The 19,975-nt window shown below is 72.5% G+C and carries 16 protein-coding genes; 6 read left to right on the top strand and 10 right to left on the bottom strand.

Annotated elements, in window-relative coordinates:
• Positions 1–135: 135 nt before the first annotated feature.
• Together ADK67_RS32215 and ADK67_RS32210 are read right to left on the bottom strand one after the other, a co-directional pair.
• Positions 136–2,025 (bottom strand): multicopper oxidase family protein, encoded by a 1,890-nt coding sequence (locus ADK67_RS32215; protein WP_053720321.1) that lies wholly within the window; start codon positions 2,023–2,025, stop codon positions 136–138.
• A gap of 187 nt (positions 2,026–2,212) precedes the next feature.
• The gene (locus tag ADK67_RS32210; RefSeq protein WP_053720320.1) at positions 2,213–3,082 is read right to left on the bottom strand and encodes an AraC family transcriptional regulator; all 870 of its coding nucleotides are present in this window, start codon (positions 3,080–3,082) and stop codon (positions 2,213–2,215) included.
• 226 nt (positions 3,083–3,308) lie between these two features.
• On the opposite strand from ADK67_RS32210, the gene ADK67_RS32205 reads away from it, so the two are divergent.
• The 4 genes from ADK67_RS32205 (at position 3,309) to ADK67_RS32190 (ending at position 6,382) form a co-directional block, all read left to right on the top strand.
• A complete protein-coding gene (locus ADK67_RS32205; RefSeq protein ID WP_053720319.1) occupies positions 3,309–4,988 on the top strand; it encodes a sigma-70 family RNA polymerase sigma factor in 1,680 nt (559 codons plus the stop codon).
• A gap of 82 nt (positions 4,989–5,070) precedes the next feature.
• Positions 5,071–5,466 carry an ATP-binding protein gene (locus ADK67_RS51420; protein WP_053720318.1) on the top strand — a complete coding sequence of 132 codons (396 nt, stop codon included), beginning with the start codon at positions 5,071–5,073 and terminating at the stop codon, positions 5,464–5,466.
• 28 nt (positions 5,467–5,494) lie between these two features.
• Positions 5,495–5,893, top strand: a complete 399-nt coding sequence (locus ADK67_RS32195; protein ID WP_331459353.1) for an anti-sigma factor antagonist — start codon at positions 5,495–5,497, stop codon at positions 5,891–5,893.
• 93 nt (positions 5,894–5,986) lie between these two features.
• The gene (locus ADK67_RS32190; RefSeq protein ID WP_053720316.1) at positions 5,987–6,382 is read left to right on the top strand and encodes an ATP-binding protein; all 396 of its coding nucleotides are present in this window, start codon (positions 5,987–5,989) and stop codon (positions 6,380–6,382) included.
• A gap of 33 nt (positions 6,383–6,415) precedes the next feature.
• Here the strand turns inward: ADK67_RS32190 and ADK67_RS32185 are convergent, their stop codons facing one another.
• The 6 genes from ADK67_RS32185 to ADK67_RS32160 form a co-directional block, all read right to left on the bottom strand.
• On the bottom strand, positions 6,416–7,987 hold the full coding sequence (locus tag ADK67_RS32185; RefSeq protein WP_063797801.1) for a serine/threonine-protein kinase: 1,572 nt from the start codon (positions 7,985–7,987) through the stop codon (positions 6,416–6,418).
• 209 nt (positions 7,988–8,196) lie between these two features.
• Positions 8,197–8,757, bottom strand: coding sequence for a hypothetical protein (locus ADK67_RS32180; protein WP_053720347.1), 561 nt, complete (start codon positions 8,755–8,757; stop codon positions 8,197–8,199).
• 46 nt (positions 8,758–8,803) lie between these two features.
• Positions 8,804–9,520, bottom strand: coding sequence for a spermidine synthase (locus ADK67_RS32175; RefSeq protein WP_053720314.1), 717 nt, complete (start codon positions 9,518–9,520; stop codon positions 8,804–8,806).
• A 406-nt stretch (positions 9,521–9,926) separates the two neighbouring features.
• Positions 9,927–10,589, bottom strand: coding sequence for a hypothetical protein (locus ADK67_RS32170; protein ID WP_053720313.1), 663 nt, complete (start codon positions 10,587–10,589; stop codon positions 9,927–9,929).
• Positions 10,590–10,625: 36 nt separating this feature from the next.
• A complete protein-coding gene (locus ADK67_RS32165; RefSeq protein ID WP_331459352.1) occupies positions 10,626–11,675 on the bottom strand; it encodes an NADP-dependent oxidoreductase in 1,050 nt (349 codons plus the stop codon).
• Between the two features lie 125 nt (positions 11,676–11,800).
• Entirely contained in the window at positions 11,801–12,970 is a 1,170-nt protein-coding gene (locus tag ADK67_RS32160) for a hypothetical protein (protein WP_053720311.1), read from the bottom strand.
• A 290-nt stretch (positions 12,971–13,260) separates the two neighbouring features.
• On the opposite strand from ADK67_RS32160, the gene ADK67_RS48350 reads away from it, so the two are divergent.
• Positions 13,261–14,538: an RICIN domain-containing protein gene (locus ADK67_RS48350; RefSeq protein WP_082404133.1), complete on the top strand. Its 1,278-nt coding sequence runs from the start codon at positions 13,261–13,263 to the stop codon at positions 14,536–14,538.
• A gap of 161 nt (positions 14,539–14,699) precedes the next feature.
• Positions 14,700–15,314, top strand: coding sequence for a sugar O-acetyltransferase (locus ADK67_RS32150; protein WP_053720310.1), 615 nt, complete (start codon positions 14,700–14,702; stop codon positions 15,312–15,314).
• Here ADK67_RS32150 and ADK67_RS32145 read toward each other — a convergent pair.
• Positions 15,262–15,702, bottom strand: coding sequence for a hypothetical protein (locus tag ADK67_RS32145; RefSeq protein ID WP_053720309.1), 441 nt, complete (start codon positions 15,700–15,702; stop codon positions 15,262–15,264). The two genes, ADK67_RS32150 and ADK67_RS32145, sit on opposite strands and share 53 nt — an antisense overlap.
• Positions 15,695–19,840 carry a hypothetical protein gene (locus ADK67_RS32140; RefSeq protein ID WP_053720308.1) on the bottom strand — a complete coding sequence of 1,382 codons (4,146 nt, stop codon included), beginning with the start codon at positions 19,838–19,840 and terminating at the stop codon, positions 15,695–15,697. Before ADK67_RS32140 ends, ADK67_RS32145 begins: the two co-directional genes overlap by 8 nt.
• Positions 19,841–19,975: the final 135 nt, after the last annotated feature.

The raw sequence follows: 19,975 nt of genomic DNA, 5'->3' as shown, positions 1-19,975 counted from the left end.
TGCTCACCGGCATCTCCTTCACGACAGGGGAGATGACAGTGAACTGCGCCGCCTGCCGCTCGAACAGCGGATCACCGACGGACGACCGCCCCGGGGCCGAATGCGACCCCGGGGCGGCCCGACAGCGGACGGGGTTCAGAGCGCGTTGCCCCCGTGGCTGCGGGTGTCGTGCGCCGCCTCACCGTGGTGGTGGCCGCCGCCGAAGCGGTGGATGTGGAAGCGCGCCGCCTCGGCGGGCATGACCACGAAAGGCCGCATCATGCCCTCGTCCTCGTGGTCGAGGATGTGGCAGTGGTACATGAAGTTGCCCGTCGCGCCGGCGAAGTGGCCCGCGATGGTCAGCCACTCGCCGGGACCCACCAGGTAGGTGTCCTTCCAGCCCTCGTCACGCGGGTCGAGCGGCCGGCCGGGACCGGGCGGCGGCAGCGGTGCGGTGGTGCCGCCGGTGGCCACGTCGAAGCCCGTCACGTTGCCGGTCGCCGCGTCCCTCGGGTACTCGGTGCGGTCGAGCGCCTGGAACTGGCTCAGGTGCACGTGCATCGGGTGCGCGGGCCCGCCCAGGTGGATGAAGTTCCACACCGCCCAGCGGCCGTGGTCGATGAACAGGCTCGTGGTGTCGTCGAACAGGCTCGCGACCCGCTCGAACGTCCGCACCCGCCCGGTGTGGGGATCGGTGAGCTGGATGATCCCGGCCGCGGGCAGCTCGGTCGGCACCCGGCCCGGGTCGGTGATCTCGTGCAGTTCCCACAGCTGCGGGTGGCCCTCGCCCGCGGTGCCGGGCGGCACCAGTGCGACGAACACGTGGTCGTGGTCCTCGGGCACCGTGGTGCCGTGGTGCAGCCGCACGTAGGAGGTCGACAGCTTCGCCGGCAACCGGAAGCGGTCGTGCCGGTCGCGGTCCTCCACCCGGAACTGCATGACGGACGGCTCCGGGGCCGCGGTCGGGTGGACGTTGGTCAGCCGCACCCGCCTGCCGCGCAGCCGCGAGAAGTCGACGAGCAGGTCGGCCCGTTCGGCCGGGGCGACCACCAGCCCGTCCGCCGGCAGCGTGGCGGGCGCGGGCAGCAGGCCGCCGTCCGTGCCGATCTGGCGCACGGCGTCGTCCAGCGGCTCGCCCGTCTCGTCGTCGAGCAGGCGCAGCTGGTAAGTGCGCGCATTCGAGGCGTTGACCAGGCGGAACCGGTACCAGCGGGCCTCCACGTCCAGGTGCGGCCAGATCACGCCGTTGACCGTGGTGAACGGTCCGGTGAACGGCAGGTGCAGCACCTGGCCCGTCGGCGTGGTCAGGTAGGGCACCTTGTACAGCAGCTGCCCGGTGAGCGCGCCCGCCGCGTCGGTGTCGAGGTTGCGGTCGGCGATCACCAGCGGCACCTCGTGCTCGCCCGAGGGCAGGTCGAGCGCGGCCTCCTCCTCGTCGCGGATCAGGTACATGCCCGCCAGACCCGCGTGGACGGTGAAGCGGGTGATCGCCATGGCGTGGTCGTGGTACCAGAGCGTGGTGGCCTGCTGGCGGTTCGGGTACTCCGTGAGCTGTGAAGCCTCCTTGAGCACCGCGTTGTGCGCCCACCCGTCGTTGCCGCCGCCGGTGAGCGCGCCGTGCAGGTGCACCACCGTCCACGACGGCAGGTCGGACACCCCGTCGACCAGCTGCACCCCCTCGGGCAGCGAGCCGTCCGGTGCGCGGAAACCCGGGCTGTCCTGCGGTGCGGACGCGAGCGGCGCCCGCACCGCGACCAGCGGGATCTTCCCCTCGATCTCGTTGGTCCAGGACACCCGCAGCCGGTGGCCGGCGCGCACCTCGATGGTGGGACCCGGGAAGTGCCCGTCGTAGGCCCACACGGCGGTGGGCGGCAACTGCGAGTGCAGGCGCACGGCCGTGCGGACCATCGTCACGGTGAGCTCGTCCTGGTGCCACCACGAGTGCGGCCGGATCACCGGCGGCACCCGCAACGGGTCCAGGAACTTGGTGAGCCCGAACGTGGGCCCTTCGGCGACCGTTGACGGCGTGCTGATCAGTTCGGTCATGAGAAATTGCCCCCCGGCAACCCTGATGGCGCGCCACCCGCCCGCCCCGGAGGGCGGGCGGGGCGCTATCCCCCCTGTGCGGCGGCCCGGCTCCCCAACCAGACCCCCGACACCAGAGAAGAGGCGCGGGGCACGGCGCTGGATACGTCCGGACCGGAAATTCCGGGCGGATCCAGGCCGCGGTCCGTCAGGCCGGTTCGACGGGCAGCCACAACTCGCAGGTCGCGGTGCTGAAGTCGGCCGCGCGGTCGAGCACCGAGACGATCGAAGGTCCCGGCCGCAGCCGCCACGGGTTGGACGGGAACCAGTCGGTCGCGGTCGCGGCCCAGGCCGTCTGCAGGGCCTCCGGGTGGGGCCCGGTCGTGCGGAAGACCGCCCACCTGCCGGCCGGCACCTCGATGGCGTCGAGGTCGTCGGGCGCCGCGGTGTCCTTGGAGACGGCGACACCGTGCAGGTAGGTCAGTTCGCTGCCCTCGGCGCCGTCGGGGTCGACGTCGTCGGAGACCTGCAGCAGGCCCTGGGGCTCGGCGTTGCCGAGGGCCTTCAGCCGCACGTGCGCTTCCGGCGGCAGCGCGGTGATGTGCTCCTGGATGTGCGGGTTGACGCCGTGGTGGATGAGCGGGACGCGGGTCGCGTGCCCGACGAGCCGGAACGCGGGGCGTTCGACGATGCGGGTGTCCATGGGGGTGCTCCCTTCGACGGTCAGGCGGAACCTGAGCTGTGGTTGTGTGCGAAGGGGGCCTCCGTCACGGCGGACGTCACCGGGGTTGGCGCCGTGGACCGCCCGGAACGCCCGGCCGAACGCCTCGGTCGAGCCGTAGCCGTGCCGGACGGCGATGCCCAGCAGGTCGTTCCCACCCCGGACGACGTCGGCGGCGGCGACGGTCATGCGGCGTCGGCGCACGTACTCCGACAGCGGCATGCCCGCCAACGACGAGAACATCCGGCGCAGGTGGTACCCGGTCGTGCCGAGCGACTTCGCCAGACCGTCGACGTCGAACTCCTCGCCCAAGTGCTCCTCGACGAGGTCGACGAGCCGGTTGAGTGCCGAGATCATGAGGCCTCCTTTCGACACCAACCCTGACCGAACGCACCCCGCCCGCGCCCGACCGCGGCGAACCGGTCCGATCAGTTTCCCGCCCACCGCGACGTCCTCGCCGGTCGTGACCCGCGAACGCGCCGGTCGGGCCACGTGCGCGGCAGTGGGATGAACGCCACGTCGACTTGTTGGATATGGTCCGCACTGAATCGCTCACCTACCGTGCTTGGGAGGTCGACGTCCGGTGATCGGGCATCCCGACGAGCGCGACCTGGAGCGGTGGGCGAGCGCGGACCTGGCCGCCTTGCGCGACGACCTGGACCACGTGCTCAACGCCGACGCGAGCTCGACGTACGGCTCGTCGGGCGTGCCGCACGCGTCGCGCCCGCCGTCGGACGCCGAGCTGATCGACGCCGTGCGCGCGGGGGAGATCCAGGCGTACGGGGAGCTGTTCGAACGGCACGTGCGCGCGGCCCGCAACCTCGCCCGCCACCTGGCCTGGTCGAGCGCGGAGGCCGACGACCTGGTGTCGGACGCGTTCGCCAAGGTGCTCGACACGTTGCGCGCGGGCGGTGGGCCGGACTCGGCGTTCCGCGCCTACCTGCTGACCGCGTTGCGCCACACCGCGTACGACAAGACGCGGCGGGACAAGAAGCTCAAGCTGGCCGACGACGTGGAAGCCGTGTCGGGCGTGGAGAAGGTCACCACGGTGCCGTTCCACGACCCGGCCGTGGCGACGCTGGAGCGGGCGCTGGCCACGAGGGCGTTCGCCAGCCTGCCCGAACGGTGGCAGACGGTGTTGTGGCAGACCGAGATCGAAGGTCAGTCGGCCGCCGAGCTGGCGAAGCTGCTGGGGCTGACCGCGAACGGCGCGTCGGCGTTGGCCTACCGGGCCCGTGAAGGCCTCAAGACCGCCTACCTCCAGGCGCACCTCGCGGACAACCCCACGAACCGCTGCCGCGCCACCGTCGCGAAACTGGCCGCGTGGACCAGGGGTGGGCTCACCAAACGGGAGACCGCCCAGGTGGAGGCGCACCTCGACGAGTGCTCGACCTGCCCCGCCATGGCCGCCGAACTCGCCGACGTCAACGGCACGTTGCGCGCCGTCGTCGCGCCGCTGGTCCTCGGCGCCGGGGTCTCGGGTTACCTGGCCACGACCGCCGCCACGGCGAAGGCGGGCGCGGCGGTCGCGGGAGCAGGCGCCGGTGCCGGCGCCGGTGCGGCGGCCAACTCGGTCACGACGGCGCAGTGGTTCGGCGCGGCGGCCTCCGCCACGGCGGTGGCCGCGGCCGTGGTGCTCGGCCTGAACGCCGGGCAGTCGCCGGTCGTGCCCACGGTCGAGGCACAGGCGCCCGCGACGACCGCGGACCGGACGTCCGCGGTCATCTCGGGGACGTCGTCCGTGCCCGCCTCGGGCTCCAGCGCGCCGGTGACCACGACCGGACCGGTCGACCAGCCGTCCGCGTCGGTCACGTCCGGCGTCGCCACGACGACCGCCACCGCCGAATCCCCGGCGCAGCCGCTGGTCCCCGTCGTGCCGGACGGGTTCGCCCTGCCCACCGGCGGACCGCCCATCGACCTGCCCGTCACCGTCCGCAACACCGGTTCGACACCCCTCGCGCCCGCCACGCTGGTGTTGTCGCTGCCCGAGGGCGTCCAGGTGGTGGGTCCGGGCAACAACCTTCAGGGCGGGCCGCTCGTGCGGCTGGACGGCGCGGCTCAGCGCACGGTCGGGTGCCCGGCAGGCAAGGGCACCGTCACGTGCACCGCGGACAGCGAGCTGCCCGCCGGTGGCTCGGTGACGTTCGTCCTCCGGCTGCTCGCCGGCCCGAAGGCGGTCGGCGGCACGATCAGCGGCACGGTCACGGCCGGCTCGGGGCAGCCGGCGCCGGTCGAGCTGTCGGTCGTGGTCACGCCGAAGTGAGCGGCCGGGTTTGGTCCGTTCGGCCCTCGGGTACCACCGCGTTGTTTATGCCTTGAGAAAGCAGGGCACCGGAGGGTGGACCATGAGCACTGTCGAACTTCCCCGGGACGGCGTCGAGCTCGGCCTCCCGGACACCCCTCCCGCACCGGATGAGCTGCTCAAGCTGGTCGCGCGGACGTTCCCGGGCATCGCCGAGGACCGGCTCGTCGACATCCAGGTGGTCGCCGCGCAGCTCGTCGGCAACGCCTACCGTCACGCCCGCGCGCCACGACGGCTGAGGTTGCGCCGGGGACCGGGGGCCGAGCTGGTGCGGGTCGAGGTCGAGGACGCCAGCCCGAGCCGGTTCCCGGTCCTGGGGCGGCTGGACACCCCGGCACACGGTCGCGGCCTGCTCATGGTCAACCGGCTGGCGGTCAACTGGGGCCACCAGCCCCGCGGCGACCACAAGACCGTCTGGGCCGAGGTCCGACTGGTCTGAATCGTTCCCGTACGCGGGGTTGGACGTAGTGCGACACGGGAGGCGATTGGTGGCGCCCACATCGGGTAGGCGTGGTTCACGTGCGGGTTTCACCTGCGACAGCCGGACGGGCGGGGGCACCACGGTGATCACCGTGTCCGGCGAGGTGGACATCGTGGCGGCGGACCGGATCCAGGACTACCTCGTCCGCGACGGGCTGGGGCCGGACGGGATCAGGCTCGACCTGGGCGGCGTGACGTTCATGGGCGTCGCGGGGCTCGCGGTGCTGCTGCACGCGGCGGACCTGTGCCGTGACCACGGCATGGACCTGACGCTGGTGGCGTCACCCGAGGTCACGCGGGTGGTCAAGCTCATCGACGCGACCGCCGGGCTGGTCGACCACCTGATCCCCGTGCCGACTCCCGCCGTGGCGGCGGACCCGCGATGAGGTCGGTGTCACTGTTTGCGGGTACGGCCACGGGGAACCCGGCGGCTACGCCCTGGGCCCAAGGGGAGTGCCGATTGCTGGAAGGCTCGTGTTGTGGACGTCGTCGAACGGTCCGCTGACCACGTCGACTTCGATCTGGAGGACACCGTTCCACCGGTGCGCCGTGCGCGGAGGTGGATAACCGAGAACGTTCCGGAACTGGACCAGTCGACGCTGCTCGACCTGCTGCTGATCGCCGACGCGTTGCTGACCAACGCGTTCGAGCACGCCACGGCGCCACGCCGGTTGCGGCTGAGCCACCGGTCCGACGGGCACGTGGTGCGGGTCGAGGTGCACGACGCCAGCCCCCAACTGCTGCCCGTGCTCGGCAAGCCGGGCCGGCGGGAGCCGCACAACCGGGGGCTGCTGCTGGTCAACCGGTTGGCGTCCCGGTGGGGAGTGGACCCCCGGACCGGTTACAAGGCGGTGTGGGGCGAGGTCGCCGCCTGACCGGGGTTTCGCGCCCGGGGGTTGGTGGGCCGCTCAGCCTTCGCCGCTCTTGCCGCCGCCGCGTTTCTTGTCGTCGTCCTTCCTGTCGTCGTCGTCCTTGTCGTCGTTCGGCTTGTCGATGCGTTGCGAGGACAGCACTTCGTCGGAGATGATCAGCGGCGTCCCGTGCTCGACGACGAGTCGCAGGCGGTGCGACTCGCGGAACCTCTTGCCCTCCACGCCGGTGAAGTCGATGCCGACGGTGACGGTGTCGGGACCGGCCGCCGCGGGTGGTGAGCTGACGGTGAGGTCCTTCACGTCGCGCCAGGACTTCTCGTACTCCTGGCGGCCTTGCGCGCGCAGGGCGGGCCCGAGCCGTTCCCAGGCCTGGGCGGTGTTCTTCGGCAGCAACGCGTAGTACTCGGCGACGGCTCGTTCCAGCTGGGCGGGCGCGGGCGTGCTGGACGTGGACGTCGACGTCACCGCGCGAGCCGTGTTGTCCCGGGCCCGATCCCCGTTCGCCAACACCAAGACCAGCACGACGAGCCCGACGACCGCCGCCGCGGCCACCGCGATGAGCCCGGCCCGGCCACCGCGGACCGGTCGCGGTGCGAGGGAGGTCGGGTGCGGTGCCACCGAGGTGGGATACGCACCCGCCGGCCGTGGTGCCGACGAGGACGCGTGCCCACCCGCTCCGTGCGCACCCGCCGCCTGCGGTGCCGAGGGGTGGCCCGCGGGCTGTCCCGGATCCGTCGGGTGCGGGCCGGTCGGTGGGGGCGGCAGGTCTGCCGGGTTGAGGTCGAGGCGGGTCGCCGGAGGGCGCGTCACGGTCGCCGTGCGCAGCCGTTCGGCGGCCTGCGCCATGGTCGGCCGGGTGGCCGGCTCGGTGCGCAGCAGGTCCAGCAGCACGTCGGTCAGCGGACCGGCCTGCGTCGGCGGCGCGAAGCGGCCCGCGGCGACGGCGTGCAGCAGGGCGATCGCGTTGTCGCCGTCACCGAACGGCGGACGCCCCTCCACCGCCGCGTACAGCGTGCCCCCGAGGGCGAACACGTCGGAGGCGGGGCCCGGCTCACCGCCGCGCGCGACCTCCGGCGAGAGGAACGCGGGCGTCCCGGCCAGCAGACCGGTCTTGGTGACGGTGACGTCCCCGACCGCGCGGGCGATGCCGAAGTCCGTGATCTTCGCGGTGCCGTCGTCGGTCAGCAGGATGTTGCCCGGCTTGACGTCCCGGTGCACGATGCCCGCCGCGTGCGCCGCCGCCAGCGCGCCGGCGATCTGCGCCCCGATGAGCGTCACCTGCTCGACGGGCAACGGGCCGCGCGCGATCAGCTCGGCCAGCGTCCGCGCGGGCAGGTACTCCATGACGAGCACCGGCTTGCCGTCGTCCTCCACGACGTCGTGCACCGTGACCGCGTTCGGGTGCTGCAACCGGGCGGCGATCCGCCCCTCTCGCGCCGCCCGGCCCACCGCCGCGACCGGGTCCGAACCCTCGGGCACCACGAGCAGCTTGAGCGCCACCACGCGGTCCAGGCGCTCGTCCAACGCCTGCCACACGACGCCCATCGCACCGGCGCCCACGCGCCCGCGCAGCCGGTACCGCCCGGCCACCAAGCGCCCCACGTCCATCACCAGCGAACCCCGCCCTTGTCCGGCACCAACCGGTCAACCTTACGTACCCGGAAGGCCGGTGTGGGTCACCGGTCGGCGGCCCGTTCCCATGCCGCCGCGCGTGCTGCGGCGCGCGGCCTGGATGGCCGTCACCGCCTTGCCCGCGTCGCCGGCCAGTGCGGAAGGTGCTCCTCGAACCGCGTGAATTCCGACCTCAGCGATCAGAATCAGTGAAGTAGGTCCGGCCGGACTCTGGCTATCTCCTGGGTCAGTTGCCGGACCGTGGCGATGTTCGGCAGTCTCAGTTCCACTTCCGGATCGGCGTCCAACCGGGGCTTCACCAGCGCGCTGTGGCGAGTCGCGAAACGGCCGTCCGCGGGGGTGAACACCAGGGCCGACAGCACGGGCTTCGAGTTCGGGTCGCCCTTGACCGGCGGCCGCGGTTCCCGTCCGCGCACGGCACGCAACTCATCCCACGCGATCAGATCGGACTTGCGACCGGCTCGCCACCACAGTCCACGTTGATCGACGACGAAGCGATGCGTGTGGGGGACGGAGCCGATCATGACCAGCAAGCCGCTCAGCGCGACCGCGCCGAAGAGGAACGACGCGGCGGCCGGAGACATGTTCTTCGCTCTCGACGAAGCTGACGGACCCCCGACGTCCGGGAAGACGGCGGCCAACCCGAAGACCAAGAACAGGGCCAGCCCGCCGATGAACAGCCACCGGCCGGGCCGGTATTCGATGGCGGGCGTCTCGGGATCGGGGGACCAGGTCTGTCCGGGCACGAACGGCAGCGTAGCCGACGGAACCTCCATTCCCGTGAAAGTCGGGCTAGTGGGCTGTCCTCGCCAAGTAGACGGTGCTGGTCGCCTCACGCTGTTGCAGCGGATTGTCGAAGCGGACGACCTCGGCGCGGACGTGGGCGAACCGGTCGGCGAGCGCCGCGGTGTAGTCGTCGTCCGGCGGCTCGTTGGACCACAGGGCGAACACGCCGCCGGGGTGCAGGCGGGCGGCCAGGCGGCGCAGGCCCTCGGGCTCGTAGAAGTCGGCGTTGTCCGGGTGCAGCAGGTGCCGGGGCGAGTGGTCGATGTCGACGATGATCGCGTGGAACAGGCGGTCGGGGTCGGCCGGGTCGAGACCGCCGTCGCCGCGCGAGAGCGCGAAGAAGTCGGCGTGCACCAGTCGGCAACGGGGGTCGGAGGCCAGCTCCTGCCCGCCGGGCAGCAGGCCGCGCTGGTGCCACTCGATGACCTCGCCGAGCGCGTCGATGACCACCACCGATCGCACGGCTTGGTTCTCCAACACGGTCCGCGCGGTGTAGCCGAGGCCGAGGCCGCCCACGACCACGTCCAGCGGCGCGGGCAGGTCCGCGAGCGCCAGGCGGGCCAGCTCCACCTCGGACACGGTGAACAGGCTCGACATCAGGAACTCGTCGTTGAGCTTGATCTCGTGGACCTCGCGGTCGAACACGGGATCCCAACGGCGCCGCAGGACGAGTTCGCCCAGCGGCGTCCGACGCCAGTCGAGTTCCTGGAAACGTGCGCTCATCGGGTTACCTCCGGGTCGGTCCTCGACGGTGCCGCCGATGACCACAGTGGACCGCGGGCACGCGGTGGGCGCACGGTGACGCCCATCGTCGCAGCACCGCTTCGACCCGGGTGACAGCGGGGCCCGGCCGGGAGACGGCGACTCCGAGCCGGGCTCAGGCGACTCGGGCGGGCGCGTCGAGGAGTTCGGCGAGGAGTCCTCGGACGCGGCGCCTCCGGTCATTCGCCCATTTCCACTTCGCGCACCCAATACGGCGAAAGCTGAAGATCAAACCTTGTCGAATAAGCGTCGAATGTCGTCGACGACGGCTCAGGAAGGAATAATTCCGGTGTCGAGGGGACGAAGAAGCACTTCCTGCAGAAGGCCGGGTCCTGCCGGGGCGCACGTGATGTCGACGCCCGCGTGCTCACCGTGATCGACTCCCCGTGGCGCCTCTCGGGGTGAACGAGAACCCGTCCCTGAACGTCGCGCCGCCGCAGCGTGCCGCCAGCAGTTGCGGCTCGGCGTGATCAGGCGGCCAGCTGGTGGCCGAGCCCGGTGCGGTGCCGTTCCAGAGGTGGAGGAAGACGAGCGGGTCGTCCGGGTTCGCGGTCCCGTAGGCGAAGGTCTTCGGGTAGAGCGGGTTCGACCCGCCGAGGAGCACGGACGGCGGGCCGAACTCGGCGAGAACGTCGCTGTGGCTGCGGTCTTGGGCGCACCACGGTTCGATCGCGTCCCGCAGGCGGTCGTACCGGGCCGGTGTCAGCGGTTGGTCCAGGACGAGCCAGGTGCGGACGTGCGCGATCTCGGCGTAGACCGACGACACGACGTCGTCGGCCCGGTGGCCGAGCACGTGCTCGACCGCGCCCGTCACCCCCGTCGGAGCGAAGGCGCCCCGTGACCGGAGCGCGTCGATGTCCTCACGCCAGAGCTGCTCGCAGCCGTCGGCGAACGCCAAGGCGTCGAAGTAGAGCCGGAGCGCCATCTCCCCACCGAACATGGCGGGCCGGCGGAGGGTCGAGTTCGTCTGCCGGAGCAGGTAGTCGCGGACCTCACGGCCTGATCGGCTTGGTGCCGAGTCACCGGTCATGGCCCGCATTCTGTTCGACGGCCCCGGACGTCCGGGTCACGGGGTCAGGACGGTCTTGCCGGCCAGCGGTTCGCCGACGGGTCGGCCGTGCACCGCCGTCGGGTCGGCACGCAGCCGCTTGGCCAGATGCCCGCCCTCGACGCGAGCCGCCAGCTCGGCGACGTGGGCGAAGCGGGCCGAGGCGCGGGCGTGGACCGTTGCCAGGTCGGCCAGTGACAGCCGCTCGGCGACCTCGATCGCCAGCTCGCCGGCGTCGACGCGAGCGACCAGTTCGGCGAGCTGCGCGGCGTCGCCGTGCACGAACACGCGCATCGTCCGCACCCCGCGTCCGGCGTCTTCCGGGCCAGGCGTGGTGATGCTGACGAACGCACCGCCCTCCGCGACGAGGTCCACCAGCCGCACGTTCTCCTCCAGGCTGGTAGGCGCCAGGTTCAGCACCACGTCGAACTGCTGCCCCGCCAGTGCCTGAGGGACAGAGGTCTCCGTGTAGTCGACGATCCGGTCCGCGCCGTAGGAGCGGACGCGGTCGCGGCTGCGTGCGCCGGCGGTCGCGGTCACGGTGGCACAGGTGCCCACGGCGAGCTGAACGGCGTACCCGCCCACCGCGCTGCCCGCACCGTTGATCAGGACGTGCTGGCCGGGTTTCAGCTCGGCGTGCTCGAACAGCGATTGCCACGCGGTCAGCCCGACCAGAGGCAGGGCCGCGGCATCGGCCAGGTCGACGGTGCGGGGAGCGCTGGCCAGCGACTCGGCGGGCACGGCGACGTACTCGGCCGCAGCGCCGGGCACGGTCGGCGGCAGGAGCGCGACCACCGCGTCCCCGACGCGCCGGCCGGTCACGCCCGCGCCGATCTCGGTGATGACACCGGCCACGTCGAGGTTCGGGATGTGCGGCAGGGCGAGCGGGATCAGGTCCCGTCGCAAACCCGCGCGGAGACCGGCGTCCGCGTCGTTGAACGACGTGCCGGCCACCCGCACCACGACCTGGCCCGCACCCGCCACCGGCCGGTCCACCTCCTCGTGGACCAAGACCTCGCTGCCACCGTAGGAGTGGTACCGCACCGCTTTCATCCGTGCTGTGCTCATTGGTCCCTCTCTTGTCTGGTCAGCCGGAGAAGGCCAAGTGACGGCGTCTCCTCACTCCGGGTCCGAGCACCAGACACCGGAGGAGCGGACGTCGTGACAGCGTGTGAACCAGATCACCCGAGCGGTCAGTTGTCGCGCACGGCCAGGTAGACGGCGCGCACGGCGAGGGTGCGTTCGACCTCGTCGATGATCGGGGCGAAGAACTGGCGGCGGTGGTCGGCGTCGCTCATCGAGGTGACCGCGAAGTACATGCTGCCGAACGCGGCGAAGAGGGTGGCGTTGCGCAGCAGGGACACCGGCACCGCGGGCCACAGCTCCGAGAACACCGGCGGTGCGCCGATCCACTGTTCCGCGGTCTCCGGCACGACCACGATCAGCCCCAGGACGAGGAAGAACGCGAACAACGCCGCACCGACCACCGCCGCCTGCACGAGCTGGCGGGTCGCCAGCATCAGCAGCAGGTTGCGGGACTGGCGGCCGTTCAGGCGCACTGCCCGCAGCGGCCCGTCGGGCGCCACCTGGTCGATCGGCACCCTGGCCAACGGGGTGTCGGCGCACGCCGCCGACAGCACGGGTGGGCTGAGGTCCTGTTCGACCCGGCCGATCTCGTCGCGCAGCCGGGCCGCCGCGGCGAGCACGGTGACGGCGCCGAACAGGGCGACGACGAGGGCCAGTCGCGGCCAGGAGAGCCGGTTCATGGCCTGCCACAGCTCGCCGGTGAAGAACAGGAACAGGGTGACGAACAGCATCGTCGGCAGCGCGCGGCCCAGCAGGTGCACGCTGTTGCGCAGGTCGTAGGCCGTGTGCCGCAACGCCCGGCGCAGCAGCGTGCCGAAGCCGTACGTGGTGGCCAGGAGCGTGACGACGAAGACCGCGGCGAAGAAGATGACGAACCCGAACCACCCGACGACGCTGGGCACGAGCAGCGTCACGTCGTCGTCCACGGCGAGCTGCGTCAGCGGCACGACGACCGGCATCGCCGCGTAAGCGACCAGGATCGCGACGGTAGCCGTGCCGGAGAAGCGGGGCAGCCGCCGGACGAACAGGCCGACCGCCGCCCACACACCGACCGCCACCGCGAACACGCCGCCCAGCAGCACCCACCGCTCCGCGCCCGCGGGCTTGAGCAGGCCGAGCCAGGCCACGCTCGCCAGCGCCACGAAGGCCAGCGTCGGCAGCATCCGGGGCAGCACGTGCGCGACGAAGCCGTACCCCTCGATCATGGTCGGCACGCCGCGCCGGACGAACCAGCGCTCGGTCTGGTGCATCAGGCCGCGGGACGCGGTGCGGGGCATGTGGTGATCCTGCCGTTCAGTGGTCGTGCCCGCAGTGCGGGCGGGACGGCCGGTGGTGACGCGTCGGGGCGGGATTCTGCCAAGTCCACTGAGGACTTCAAAGCCGGGCGGCGGATCCTGTCGAATTCGTTCGACGGCAACTCCCATACGAGATGCGACCGTTGACCGCGGTTCGAATTCACCGTGACCATTTCTTGGGAAACGCCCTCTCGGCCAGTCGGCCTGGCCGCCGTTCGGCGACCGGAACGGACTCGGCGGCGCAGCAGTTCCTGACCCGACCTGGAGGATCGATGAGGACATCCGCACGGAACCGGTGCTTGGCGGTCGTGGCTGCCGTCTTCGCCGCGATGGCGGCGGTGGTGGTGCCCGCGCAGGCCGCGCCGGCTCCCGCGCCGTGCGTCGCACCGCAGGCCGACTCGGGGGCGGCGGCCGTCGCGCCGTTCAAGGTGTGGTTGGCCGGCGACTCGACCATGGCCAACGGCGGCAGCACGTGCCCGGTCGGTTGGGGCCGGGAGTTCGACCGGTTGTTCAACGACGACGTCACGGTCGTCAACAACGCCGTGGGCGGGCGGAGCATCCAGACCTGGCTGTACGAGTCGAACGTCAAGAGCACCAAGGATGCCGCGGGGGAGTGCGTGGTCAGCCCCCGCACCTACGCCTCGCGCTGGGCGGGCATGCTGGCGACCGGCGGCATGCAGGCGGGCGACTGGCTGATCATCCAGTTCGGCATCAACGACGGCGACCCCAACTGCCCGCGTCACGTGGGCACGGCCCGTTACCGCGAGCTGCTGGCCACGATGGGCCGTGAGGCCAAGGCCCGCGGTGTGAAGCCGATCTACGTCACGCCCGTGTCGGCGATCCGCTGCTCCGGCTCGACCGCGGTCGCCAGCCGCGGGTTCGTGAACGAGACCATCGCCCAGGGCCAGGCCGACCAGGTGCCGGTCGTGGACCTGCACAAGCGCAGCATCGCGCTGTACAACACGCTGCGGCTGTGCCCCAACAACGGCAACTACAACGAGGGCGCGGTCGGCGCGTTCTTCTGCAACGACCACACCCACTTCGAAGCCGCCGGCGCCGCCCGCATCGCGGAGGTCGTCGCCGGGGCGCTGCGGGAACAAGGCATCGGCCTCGCCTCCTCCCTGCGCTCGACCTCGACCGCCTACAGCCTGGTCGCGCAGCACAGCGGCAAAGCGGCCGACATCACCGTGGCGTCCACCGCGTCCGGTGCCGGGCTCGTCCAGTGGACCGCCAACGGTCGACCCAACCAGCAGTTCGAGTTCATCGACTCCGGTGACGGCCACGTCCGCGTCAAAGCCCGGCACAGCGGACTGGTCCTCCAGGTCTCCGGCAACGCCAACGGCGCCGACATCACCCAGCAACCCGACACCGGCGCCACGAGCCAGCAATGGCGCGTCGTCGACCACGGCGGCGACGTGATCAGCCTGGTCAACCGGCAGTCCGGCCTGGCCATGGACGTGTGGGAGAAGTCGACCGCCGACGGCGCGCGGATCTCCCAGTACACCTACAACGGCAGCCCCAACCAGCGCTTCACCCGCCTGCCCGGCTGAGCGCCCGGGTCGCCCGTCCGCCCCAGCGTGGCCGGGCGGGCGACCCCGATCCACCTGGAGGCGTGTCGAACTCCGTTGACCGCTGTGAGATGGTGGCTTCCGATGGCGGCCGAGCCGGTAGGGACCGGCCCGGTACGACGTGCTGGGGGGAGAGCGCCGACGTGCCGGGCAGTGACGAGCAGGAAGTCTTGGACCGGATCCGGCAAGGACTGGTCTACACCGAGTCCGAGGCGGCTTTCCAGGCTTCGCGGCGACGAACCGATCTCATCTTCGAGTACAACCACACCCCGCCGGGTGACGCCGAGGCGCGGAGGGCGCTGCTCGTCGCGATCCTCGGTTCGGTCGGCGAGCGCACCGTGCTGCTTTCGCCGTTCAGCGCCGGTTTCGGGAGCAACGTCCACATAGGTGACGACTTCTTCGGGAACGTCAACCTCGCGTTCGTCGACGACGTCGAGATCCGCATCGGGGACGGCGTCATGATCGCCCCCAACGTCACGCTCACGACAACGGGACACCCTGTCCACCCGGGACGTCGCGTGGACTTCGCGCGGTTCTCGGAACCGATCGTCATCGAGGACAAGGTGTGGATCGGCTCCAACGTCGTCGTCCTGCCGGGTGTCCGCATCGGCTACGGCTCGGTCATCGGGGCCGGCAGCGTGGTCAGCAGGGACGTCCCGCCGATGGTGGTCGCGGTCGGGACGCCCTGCAGGGCCGTCCGTCCCATCACGGACGACGACCTGACCACTCGTCGTGACGGGGTGCGGGGCGGCCCGTGAACTCGCCGTACTCGTCCTCGGCCCAGCCCGCGAGCCGCCAGCCGTCCGTGCCGTAGACCAGTTCCGCGTAGCTCTCGTCGGCTCCGCGCAACGCCAGCCTCGTCCCCCCGGCGAAGAGGAACACGAACGCGGTCACCACCGGCCGCCGCTCGATCACCTCGAAGCCGATCGTCGCGGTGAGCCCGATCCCCAGCGGACCGGCGATCGGCCGCGTCGTCGCCACCCGGCACGTCAGCGCGACGTCGTCGACGACGTCCCACCCCTCGACCCGCAACGTGACCCCGAGCGCGTCCGACAGCGTGCCGACGAGCCGGTCCACGATCGCGGTCCACTCGTCGGACGAGCGCCGAGCCGGGATCGGCGTCCGGAAGATCAGGTCGTCACTCACCGGCGCCCCCGGGACGGAGGGGACGGCCGTTGCGCGGGTTGATCTCCACGTAACCGGGCTTGCCCGCCCACTTCGAGACGTCGTTGAAGGTGCCCGTGCCGTCCGGATCCGAAGGCCCGTAAGCGGTGATGACTTCCTCCTTGCGGCCCGCGACCGTGATCGCCACGTCACCGTTGTCGCGATAGTAGATGTCGACGGGCCTGCCGTCGCTGTTCAAGCCGGTGAACACCCGGTCGGGCCGGTTCAGGAGGTCCGCCTGCATCTGCGCCGACCAGCCGTGGCCCGAACGCGCGTGCCCGGTCTGGCCGGTGCCGCCCTCGGCGGCCGGAGCGCCGACCACCTCGTCCGGCGCGACCCGGCGGCGGAAGTTCGCCCGCACCTCGGCGGAGCCTTCGACGCGGGCGCGTTCGGCGGCTCGCTCGGGTGAGTCCCCGGCGACCGGGCCCTCGACCACCTGCTCGCCGGGCAGGTCGCCCTCGGTGATCCGGCGCAGCTGTCCTTCCAGCGACTCGACCTGGGCGCGCAGCACGTCGAGCCGCTGCCGGGACTCCTCGATCAGAGCCGGATCGCCCAGCTCGCGCGCGACTTCCGCGTCGGCCCGTGCGGTTCGGAGCTGCTCCTCCAGCGTGTGCCCTTCCTGGTTGCGCAGCTGGGTCTGCACGTCGCGCTCGAACGCCCGGTTGCCGCGCCGCCCGGCCGTGACCTCCGGTTCGGCCAGGAGATCGCGGACCCGGCGGATGCCCGCGTCGATCTCGGCCGGGTCGGCCGCCGCACGCGCCGGCGGCTCCGCGGGAGCGATCGTCGGCTCCTCCGGAGCGGTCGTCGTGGTCCCGCCGTCCCGTTCACCCGGCGCGGCGGCCGTGGGCGTCTGCTCGCCGTCGACGTGCGGCGTGCCGCCACCCGTGCCCGGCTGGTTCTCGTACCACTCGCCGTACGCCTCCATGGACCGGAAGCGCTTGGTCACCGGGTTCCCGCGGGCGTCCGGGTACGTCAGCGAGTACGGCTCCGGGTTCGTCGGGTCGTAGCCGTAGGTGACGGTCTCGTTGCCGCGCTCGGTGACGATCCCGATCGTCTGCTCGACCGGCTGCCCGCCCGCCTCGGCCTGCGACCGTGCGACGTCGAAGTCGCCGCCGCGGCCACTCGGGTAGCGGTGCGGCTCCAGCGTCACGCCGCTCGCCGGGTCGACCGGGTGCGAGTGCTCCACCAGCTCCCAGCGGCCGGGCCCGCCCGGCCTGCCCTCCAAGAACTCGCGCATCGCCGGGTTGCGCCCCTCGTACGCGTCGACGAACTCGTTGTTGCCCTGCACGACGATGCACTCGCCGGTCTCGCTGTTGCGGTAGACGGCGACCTCGTGGTGCGGGGCGTCGCGGCGGGCGTTGTCGTACATCACGCGCGCGTCGGCCTCGGTCATCGGGTGCTCGTCGTGCATGACCGTGCCGTCCGGCAGGTCCTCGACCGGCAGGTCGGCGTGCTCGTCGGCCGTGCTCGGCGGCCGGTTCTCCTCCGGACCACCGGGGATCGTCGGCCGATCGCCCTCCGGCACGGTGGCGCGTTCGTCGACCACCGGCGCTGTAGCGGATTCGTCGACCACCGGCGCGGTGGCGCGTTCGTCGACCACTGGCGCGGTGGCGCGTTCGTCGACCACTGGCGCGGTGGGCTGCTCGTGCGGCACAGCGGCGTCGACGGCGACGTCCGGCATGGCGTCCGCCCGTGCCTGCATCCGCGCGGAGGAGGCGTTGATCTCCGCGGGCGTCACGTTGAACGCGTGCCCCCGGTCGACCATCGCACCGCGGGCGCCGCTGGTGAGGTTCTCGATGAACCGCCCGCCCGGCCCGTACGAGAGCGCGAGCGACATCCCGATGTTGACCAGCAGGCCCTCGTGCCACGGACGGCCCGCGACGACGTTGTTGACGATGCCGAGCGTCGCGCCGGTGACGACGTTCGCGGCCTTGCCGATGGCCAACGCGCCCGCCTGGGTGAGCAGCTGCCGCTCGACGGCCGCGCCGAGCGCGCCGGTGACGCCACCGCCGACCGCGCCGCCGATGGCGCCGAAGATCGCGCCGACGACCATCTGCTTGCCGAGCTCGGACCAGTTGGTGTCGCGGCCGTGCACGGCGTTGTCGGTGAGCGTGGTCGCCGCCGCGGACAGCGCGCCCGCCAGCGCGCCGGCCAGGATCAGCGCGCCGATGCCGGTGCCGAGCAGCGCGACCACCGCGATGGTGACGAGCAGGCCGACGACCAGGCCGGCGATCATGCCCCACGGCACGCTGCGCAGCGCGTTCTCCAGCCAGCTGCGGCGGGTGGCTTCCTCGGCCTCGCGCATCGCTTGGTCCATGCGGCCGTCGAGCGTGCTCAACGGCGCCTGTGCGCGCCCTGTCGCCTCCGCGGCACGCTGGGCCAGCGCCTCGCGGAACCGGCCGAGCGCCTGCCCGAACCGGACGTCGAGGTCGGCGATCGTCCGGTCCAGGCCGGCGAACGCGCCGGTGATCGTCCGGTCGCCGGACTCCTGCGCGCCGGAGACGAGCCGGGTCAGCTCTTCGGCCAACGACGCGGCCTGACCGTCGGCGCTCGCCTGCCCGTCGGACGCGGTCCGCGCGGCCTCCTCGCGAGCCTGCCCCGAGGCTGCGCGCACGGCGTCCAGCGCCTCGCCCGCGGTCGTGCTGAACGCCTGCGCGATCTCGGCGAGCGCGATCCGCGCCTGCTGCTCGGTGTCACCGAAACCCTGCCGCACCTTGGCGCTCAGCTCGCCGGCCAGCCGTGCGGCGGCGGCGCGCCGGACGCGGCGGTTGGCGATCCCGCCGAGGATGCCGTCGAGCAGCGTGGCACCGCCCCGCGCGGCCTGGTCGTGCTGCGCCTGCCCGGCCGCGAGGGCCTGGGCGCCCGCGTCGCGCACGGAGGTCTTGGTCAGGTCGACCTGCTCCCGGATCGCCTGCGTGACCGACGAGCGCATCGCGGCGAGCTGCCCCGCGACGTCGGCGCCGAGCCGGGTGAGCGCCGAGCAGCCCGCCGAGATCGCCTGGCCGAGTTGGCTGCCGGCGCCTTCGGTGGTCTGGGTGAGCGCGGCGGTGATCGTCGGCAGCTGAGCGCGGATCCGTTCGGCGATCTCGTCGGCCTGGTCGACCAGCTGGGACCGGGTCTCGGGCCCGAGGTCGCGCAGCTGCGCCACGGTGTCGCCGAGCGATTCGGCAATCCGGGTGGCGGTGTCGGTGGCGACCTCGCGCGCGGCCGCCGCCCTGGCCTGGGTCGCCTCGGCGTCGGCGCCACCGGGCGACGCGGCCCGCTGCGCACCACGCGTGCGGGCCTGCGCGGCGAGGTCGTCGACGTGCGTGCGGGTGTCGGCGGCGGCCGTGTTGGCGGCGGTGACGGCCTCGGTGCCCTTGGCCGCCCCGAGGTCGCGGATCTGCCCGGTGCGCGTCGCGTAGCCCTCGCCGAGTCGGCGTTCGGCCTCGGCGGACCACGCCGTCAGCCGTGCCCGCTCCACCTGCCCGGCTTGGCGCATCCGCTGCTGCACGCCGGAAATGGCGGTCGTGACCTGCCCCTCGGCCGCGGTGAACCCGGCTTCCACGGACGCGAGTTCGCCGGTGGTCTCCTGCTCGATCGTCTCCTGCTGCTCCTCGACCGTCGTCTCGATCAGCGCGAGCTGCTCGTCGACCGCGGCAGCCAACGTCGTCTGGCCTTCCGCGCCGGCCTCGGCGACGGCGGCCACGACCTGCTGGGCGCCCGCCGCCGCCGGCGGTGCGGTGACGGCCGCGGGCTGCGTCGGACGTCGGTCGCCGATCCCGTGTCGCACGGCGGACGGGGGTGTCGGCGCCTTCGCGGGCCGAACGGGCGACGGGAGGTCCGGGACCGCGACCGGCTTCACCGGGGCGGCCGGCGGCGGCACGTGGACGTCCTCGAGCTCCGGCCTCGTCGGGGTGGCCGGCGGCGCCGTCGGCGGAGGAGCCGGACGTCGGCCGCGCAGCTCGGCGCCGAGCAGTGAGCTGACCGCCTGGTTACCGGCTCCGCCCTGCAGCGCGGTGACCGTCCGAGGATCCATCGGCCCGTCGGCGCGCACCGACGCGCCGGTCGCGAGCCGTTCGACGGCAAGGGGTGGCCGCGGACTCTCCCGGTTCGCCTCGCGATCCTCCTGGTGCCCCACGCCCCCTCCCTCGTTCGCCCAGCCCAGGATCGCGCGCGGGACGTCCCGTGCCCCTGACCGGACGGGCAGGCGAAGGGGCGGCGGCCGCGGTCCGCACGGGCGAAGGACTGAGCGCACGGTCAGCGGTGACGGACG

Origin of the sequence: Saccharothrix sp. NRRL B-16348, assembly GCF_001280085.1 — a bacterium.
Classification (GTDB): Bacteria; Actinomycetota; Actinomycetes; order Mycobacteriales; family Pseudonocardiaceae; genus Actinosynnema.
Note: the sequence above shows the minus strand (reverse complement) of the source record. Positions and strands in the feature narration are given on the sequence as shown.

What these genes read in the sequence shown, in the direction of transcription:
- ADK67_RS32175 (WP_053720314.1), bottom strand. Translation starts at nt 9,520, where the DNA reads ATGAGCGCACGTTTCCAGGAACTCGACTGGCGTCGGACGCCGCTGGGC.
- ADK67_RS48350 (WP_082404133.1), top strand. Translation starts at nt 13,261, where the DNA reads ATGAGGACATCCGCACGGAACCGGTGCTTGGCGGTCGTGGCTGCCGTC.
- ADK67_RS32185 (WP_063797801.1), bottom strand. Translation starts at nt 7,987, where the DNA reads ATGGACGTGGGGCGCTTGGTGGCCGGGCGGTACCGGCTGCGCGGGCGC.
- ADK67_RS32210 (WP_053720320.1), bottom strand. Translation starts at nt 3,082, where the DNA reads ATGATCTCGGCACTCAACCGGCTCGTCGACCTCGTCGAGGAGCACTTG.
- ADK67_RS32160 (WP_053720311.1), bottom strand. Translation starts at nt 12,970, where the DNA reads ATGCCCCGCACCGCGTCCCGCGGCCTGATGCACCAGACCGAGCGCTGG.
- ADK67_RS32170 (WP_053720313.1), bottom strand. Translation starts at nt 10,589, where the DNA reads ATGACCGGTGACTCGGCACCAAGCCGATCAGGCCGTGAGGTCCGCGAC.
- ADK67_RS32165 (WP_331459352.1), bottom strand. Translation starts at nt 11,675, where the DNA reads ATGAGCACAGCACGGATGAAAGCGGTGCGGTACCACTCCTACGGTGGC.
- ADK67_RS32215 (WP_053720321.1), bottom strand. Translation starts at nt 2,025, where the DNA reads ATGACCGAACTGATCAGCACGCCGTCAACGGTCGCCGAAGGGCCCACG.
- ADK67_RS51420 (WP_053720318.1), top strand. Translation starts at nt 5,071, where the DNA reads ATGAGCACTGTCGAACTTCCCCGGGACGGCGTCGAGCTCGGCCTCCCG.